This is a genomic window from Sphingobium sp. Ant17, from assembly GCF_000588875.1.
In the GTDB taxonomy this organism is placed as follows: domain Bacteria; phylum Pseudomonadota; class Alphaproteobacteria; order Sphingomonadales; family Sphingomonadaceae; genus Sphingobium.
This window is the reverse complement of the sequence record NZ_JEMV01000121.1, coordinates 1-5,256: the sequence shown is the minus strand read 5'-3', so window position 1 is coordinate 5,256 and position 5,256 is coordinate 1. Positions and strand designations below refer to the sequence as shown.

Annotated in this window: 5 protein-coding genes; 2 read left to right on the top strand and 3 right to left on the bottom strand. The window is 62.5% G+C overall.

Features of this window, described 5'->3' with window-relative positions; all coding sequences use genetic code 11:
* Positions 1–396, top strand: a 396-nt coding sequence (locus BF95_RS24300) for an ISAs1 family transposase (protein WP_152542922.1), incomplete at its 5' end; no start/stop codon positions are given.
* Positions 397–526: 130 nt separating this feature from the next.
* On the opposite strand, the gene BF95_RS24295 is transcribed toward BF95_RS24300, so the two are convergent.
* From BF95_RS24295 to BF95_RS24285, 3 genes are all read right to left on the bottom strand, one after another.
* Positions 527–1,438, bottom strand: coding sequence for an SDR family NAD(P)-dependent oxidoreductase (locus BF95_RS24295; protein ID WP_043155308.1), 912 nt, complete (start codon positions 1,436–1,438; stop codon positions 527–529).
* A 113-nt stretch (positions 1,439–1,551) separates the two neighbouring features.
* Positions 1,552–2,700, bottom strand: a complete 1,149-nt coding sequence (locus BF95_RS24290; protein ID WP_043155305.1) for an FAS1-like dehydratase domain-containing protein — start codon at positions 2,698–2,700, stop codon at positions 1,552–1,554.
* Between the two features lie 17 nt (positions 2,701–2,717).
* Complete coding sequence (locus BF95_RS24285; protein ID WP_043155303.1) at positions 2,718–4,283, bottom strand: acyl-CoA synthetase; 1,566 nt, start codon at positions 4,281–4,283, stop codon at positions 2,718–2,720.
* A gap of 153 nt (positions 4,284–4,436) precedes the next feature.
* On the opposite strand from BF95_RS24285, the gene BF95_RS24280 reads away from it, so the two are divergent.
* A complete protein-coding gene (locus tag BF95_RS24280; protein ID WP_043155300.1) occupies positions 4,437–5,249 on the top strand; it encodes an IclR family transcriptional regulator in 813 nt (270 codons plus the stop codon).
* Positions 5,250–5,256: the final 7 nt, after the last annotated feature.

The following is a 5,256-nucleotide window of genomic DNA, read 5'->3' as shown; positions in this document are numbered from 1 at the left end:
CGACACGCGATCGTGGTGCCGCCGAAGCCCTCGACTTCCCCCGGCATCGCGGCGGTGGGGCAAGTGGAAACGTGCCGCCGCAACGCTGGTCGGGACGAGCCACCGGTCAAACGCTGGTTCCTTCTGTCCCGACCTTTGACCGCCAAACGGCTGATCGAAGTCGCGCGCGCGCATTGGACCATCGAAAACCAACTGCACTGGGTGCTCGACGTCGCCTTCGAGGAAGACGCCGCGCGAAGCCGAAAGGACTATGCCCCGCAAAACCTCGCGCTAATCAGGAAACTTGCGCTCAACATCTTGAGAACCCACCCGGACAAGGGATCAATCAAAGGCAAAATCAAACGGGCGGGCTGGAACGATGCATTCCTTCTCTCAATGCTTGGTCATATGCGATAGCCCTGCCCTGTAGGGGGAGGGGACCGCTGGCGTAGCCAGTGGTGGAGGGGTGTCACCCTATCGATAGGGTGACACCCCTCCGTCTAGCCTGCGGCCAGCCACCTCCCCCATGGGGGGAGGATGAAGGGTTTTACCCCGCTCGCGCCATGGCGAAACAATAGCGTAGATGGTCCATGTGGCCATCCGGCACCGGCGGGAAATGAAGCGCATCGTCAGTGGCGCGGATGGTGTCGAGATTTTCGGCGACCTGTTCGATGGTCCAGTCGGGGCGGAACGCGCCCTTGGTTTCCATCGTGTAGGCGCGGGCGACGCGGCCGGCCATAGCGATCAACATTTCGCCGGTAACCGCGCAATCTTCATGGGCGAGATAGCCGACGGTGGGGGCGACGAGGTCCGGGTCCATCGGCGGATAGGCGCTGGTGTCGAGGCCGTTGGCCATGCGGGTGACGGCACCGGGCAGGATGATGTTGCTCTTGATATTATGCGCCGCCCCCTCGATCGCGGCGACGTTGGACAGGCCGGTCATCGCGGCCTTGGCCATGGAATAATTGACTACGCCTGCATTGCCATAGAGGCCGTTGATGGAACCGGTCAGGACGATGCGGCCATAATTTGCCGCCGTCATATGCGGGAAGGCGGCGCGCACGACGTGGAAGGCACCGCGCATATGCACGTCCAGCACCGTCTCGAAATCGGCGTAGCTCAGGTCATGGAGCGAGCCGCGCCGGACGATGCCGGCGTTGTGGATGAGGATGTCGATACAGCCATAATGGGTGATGGCAGTGTCGATGATCGCCTGGCCGCCCTGGGGCGTTGCGACGCTGTCGGTTGATGCGACAGCTTGCCCCCCGGCGGCGCGTATTTCCTCGACCAATGCCTGGGCGGGCGTGGCGTCGGTGCCCTCCCCCTGCATCGATACGCCCGGATCATTGACGATAATCTTTGCGCCGCGTTGTGCCAGCAATAGCGCGTAGGCGCGGCCAAGTCCCCGGCCTGCCCCGGTAATGACGGCGACCCGGCCGTCGAAGCGCATCTCATACATTTTGCGGTCCTCTCTCTCACTCTGGCCCGATCCTAGCGGCGCGGGCGCAACGCAAAAGGGCCGCCGCTGCATATCACTGCGGCGGCGGCCCCCTCTCCTACCCCGTTACAGGATCAGGCTGGCTTGCTGGGCAATTCGGCGATCGAGGTGCCGAAGGCGGAGACTTCGCCGCGATGGGTGGTCGCCTGTTGCTGGATCTCGACATATTGCTTGCCGCTTTCCTCGAACTTGCGGATGACGCTGCCGTCGATGTAGATCGCGTCGCCATCGGGATTGTGGCGGCGGATCTGGCACTTGCTGCGCGTCAGGAAACCATCGTCACCGATCCAGTTGGTGATATGGTGGGTCAGCCAGCTGCAACGTTCTGGACCATAGTCATAAGCCCCCGGCGCACCGACTTCGAGCGCGAAGGCTTCGTCCCAGTGGACGCGCTCAGGGCAATCCGGCACGTTGAAGCGGTTGCGGATGCCCAGGCCAGGATGCGCCTGCTGCATCTGGTTGGCGAGCTTGTTGGCGCGGATGTAGAGGCCGCCCCACCCTTGCGCATAGCAGATGAAGCCGGTGACCGTCATCGGTCCCTTCATCATGCGCGGCAGTTCGTCGCCGACCTTTACGTCTTCCCAATAGCGGGGCACCGAGCCCCGAATTTCTTCTTCCTGGTACAAGCGCGTGAATTCAGCCAGCTCTTCTTCGGTATACTGCTCTACGCGGCCACGCGCTTCGGTGTACTTCGTGCCGCGTTCGCGGGCTTCGTCGCGGTCGGTGCGGAAGACCCAGCTATCGCCTTCGGCCACCTTGTCGCCCGACTGGTTGAAGAAATCGACATGGTAGATCTGCTGGAAGCTGCGCCCGGCAAACTTGGTATTATGTTCGACCAAGTCCTTGAGATAGGCCTCAGTGCGGATCGTGTCGTTGCGCAGCACCGGCTTGTGCCAGGTCCAGTCTGCCCCCGCCCACATGGCATGGACGCCCGACAGGCCACCGCAATAGCCCGAAATGATGCGGCTGGTGGTGAACAGGAAGCTGGGCAGCGCGACGACGGAGCCATATTTGGTCTTTTCGGCATAGGCCGGATCGCACCACAAGGGATTGTCGTCGCCAATGCCATGGGCATAGTGGCGGATCGCGTCGCGGGTCGCTTCATAATTCCACGGTTCGACCGTATTCTCGATCTTGACGCCGATGCGCTTGCGCAGGTCGTCCAGGCCTTCTTCGGTGATCTTGGGGAATTTATTGGTGGGGGCTTCCGCCAAAGTTGCCATGTTTCTTCTCCTAATGGTCAGTTGACGAGTTCAGCCGCTTTTGCAGCCTCGCGTTCTCGAAGGATTTTGCGGTGGACCTTGCCAGCCGGGGTCTTGGGCAGGTCCGTCACGAATTCCACGACGCGGGGAAATTCATGCTGGGCGAGCTTTTCGCGGGTGAAGGTTTGGAGTTCCTTCACCAAGGCGTCGCTGCCATCGACATTGGCGATGACGAACGCCTTGACCACTTGGCCGCGCTGCGGATCGGGGACGCCGATCACGGCGCATTCCAGCACTATGGGATGTTTGAGCAGGGTGTTTTCGATCTCAACCGCGCTCATCGTCCAGCCGGCCGAGATGATGACGTCGTCGGCGCGGCCGCAATGATTGAAATAGCCATCCTCGTCGATCTTCGCGCGGTCCTTGGTGCTTTCCCACCTGTCGCGCCGCCACAGCATCAGTTCGCCGATCTCGCCGGGGGCGGACGGTGTGCCGTCGGGCCGCTGGACCTCCAATTTCTGGCCCGGCACGGCTTTGCCAAGCGAGCCCGGCTTGACGGTGAAATCGTCCGCACCGGGATAATTGACCAGGACCACGCCGATTTCGGTCGTGCCGTACATGGAGCAGGCAGGCACCTTGAAATAGGTATCGATGAAGTCGAGCGTTGCCGGGTCGATCGGTTCGCCGGTGTAGGATAGCTTCTTGAAGTGGAAGGCAAAGTCCTCCGCCTTACCGCTATTCTTCATCATGCGATAATGGGTCGCGGCGGCGGACATGTTGGTGATCTTGTAATCGTCCAGCGCCTGCATGAGGCGGACGGGATCGAAGCGGCCGGCAAAGGTGCCGGTGGTCACGCCCAGCCCCAATGGGGCGAGCGTGCCGTGCCACAGGCCATGACCCCAGGCGGGCGAGGAGGGGCAGAAAAATTCGTCGCCCGGCCGGATGCCGGTGCCGTAGAGCGCGGCGAACATCAACGTCACCAGCGCGCGGTGGCTGTGCTTGACCGCTTCGGGCAGTTCGCGCGTCGTGCCGGACGTATATTGGAATACCGCCAGATCATTCGCCCTGGTCTTGGGCGTGTAGGTCGCGGGATATTTTTCGATGTCGTCCAGCAGGCCGTCGTCGGCGACGATGACGCGGGGGCCGTTCATGCTGCGGGCGAGGTCGGCCTTTTCCAGATTGGTGATCAGGATGGTCGGCTTGCAGTCATCGACGCGCAAGCGCAGCGCATCGGGACCGAACAGGGTGAAGAGCGGCACCGAGATCGCACCGGTCTGCATCGCGCCGAACAGGCAGACATAGAAGGGCAGCGAGGGTTCGAGCATGAAGGCGATGCGTTGGCCAGGTTGAACCCCCTCCGCATCGAGCCAATGGGCAAAGCGCGCAGCACCGGCCGAAATCGTGTCGAAGCTGAGAATTTCATCGCGGCCATCCGCATGGGCGATGCGGACGGCGGCGCGGCCGCTGCCATCGGCGTGACGGGTGATACATTCATGCGCGATGTTGAGATGATCGCGGTCGCCGTTGAATAGATCCCAGGGGGCGTCAGACGTCGCATAGGCCTGCGCATCGGCATAGCTGCTATAGTCGGTGAGTTTGGCCATCCGTCCCGTCCATTCACTCTGTCGAATGGCGGAAGAGCCGCCTTCGTCATGATGGCCCCTGCATGTCATGGCGACTCATTCATTGTAAATCGCGAACAATATTCTATATATTGAATATAATGCTCCATCGCCGGAGCGATGGAGGCCTGTTGCATGAGTGAACCGATCCGCGCGCGTTCCCCCTCCCCTGTCCGCAAGGTCGCGGCGGCGGTGAAGGATAGTAAGGCCCCGGCGATAACCCGCGCGGCAGCGATCCTGCGGTTATTGGGACGGAGCGACCGGCCTTTGGGCGTGCAGGCGATCGCCAAGGAATTGGGGCTGGTGCCGTCCACCTGCCTCTATGTTCTGCGCGCGCTGGCGGAGGAGGAGCTGGTGTCGTTCGACGTGGACACCAAACGCTATGCGCTGGAGGCGGGCGTGCTTACGCTGGCGCGGCATTGGTTGCGGCGTGATCCGTTCAACGATCTCGCGCAACCGCTGCTCGACCGGCTGGCGCAGCGTTTTGGGCTGACCATGTTAGGGGTGCAAGCCGTGGGCCTGGATCATATGATCGTCGTCGCCATGGCGCAGTCGGGCAGCGGGTTTCAGCTCAGCACCCAGGTTGGGAGCCGCTTTCCGGCGCTGATCAGCGCGACGGGGCGCTGCATCGCGGCGTTCGGCGACTATCCTGAGGCGGTGTTAAAGGCGCGGTTCGACCAGTTGCGCTGGGATGACCCGCCTGCCTTCGACGATTGGATGGCGCAGTTGCGTCAGACCCGCGCGCAGGGTTTTGCGGTGGATGAGGGGCAATATATCGCGGGCGTGACGGTGGTGTCCGCGCCGGTGTGGAAGGGTGCGGGGCGGCCGGTTCATGCGCTGGTGGCGATCGGTATTGGGGCGGCGCTGGGGCGCGACTTGGGAGCTTTGCAGGAGGCGCTGGTGGAAGCTGCGGGGGCGTTGTCGGGGCAGTTGGGTGGCGGAGCGTAACACATAT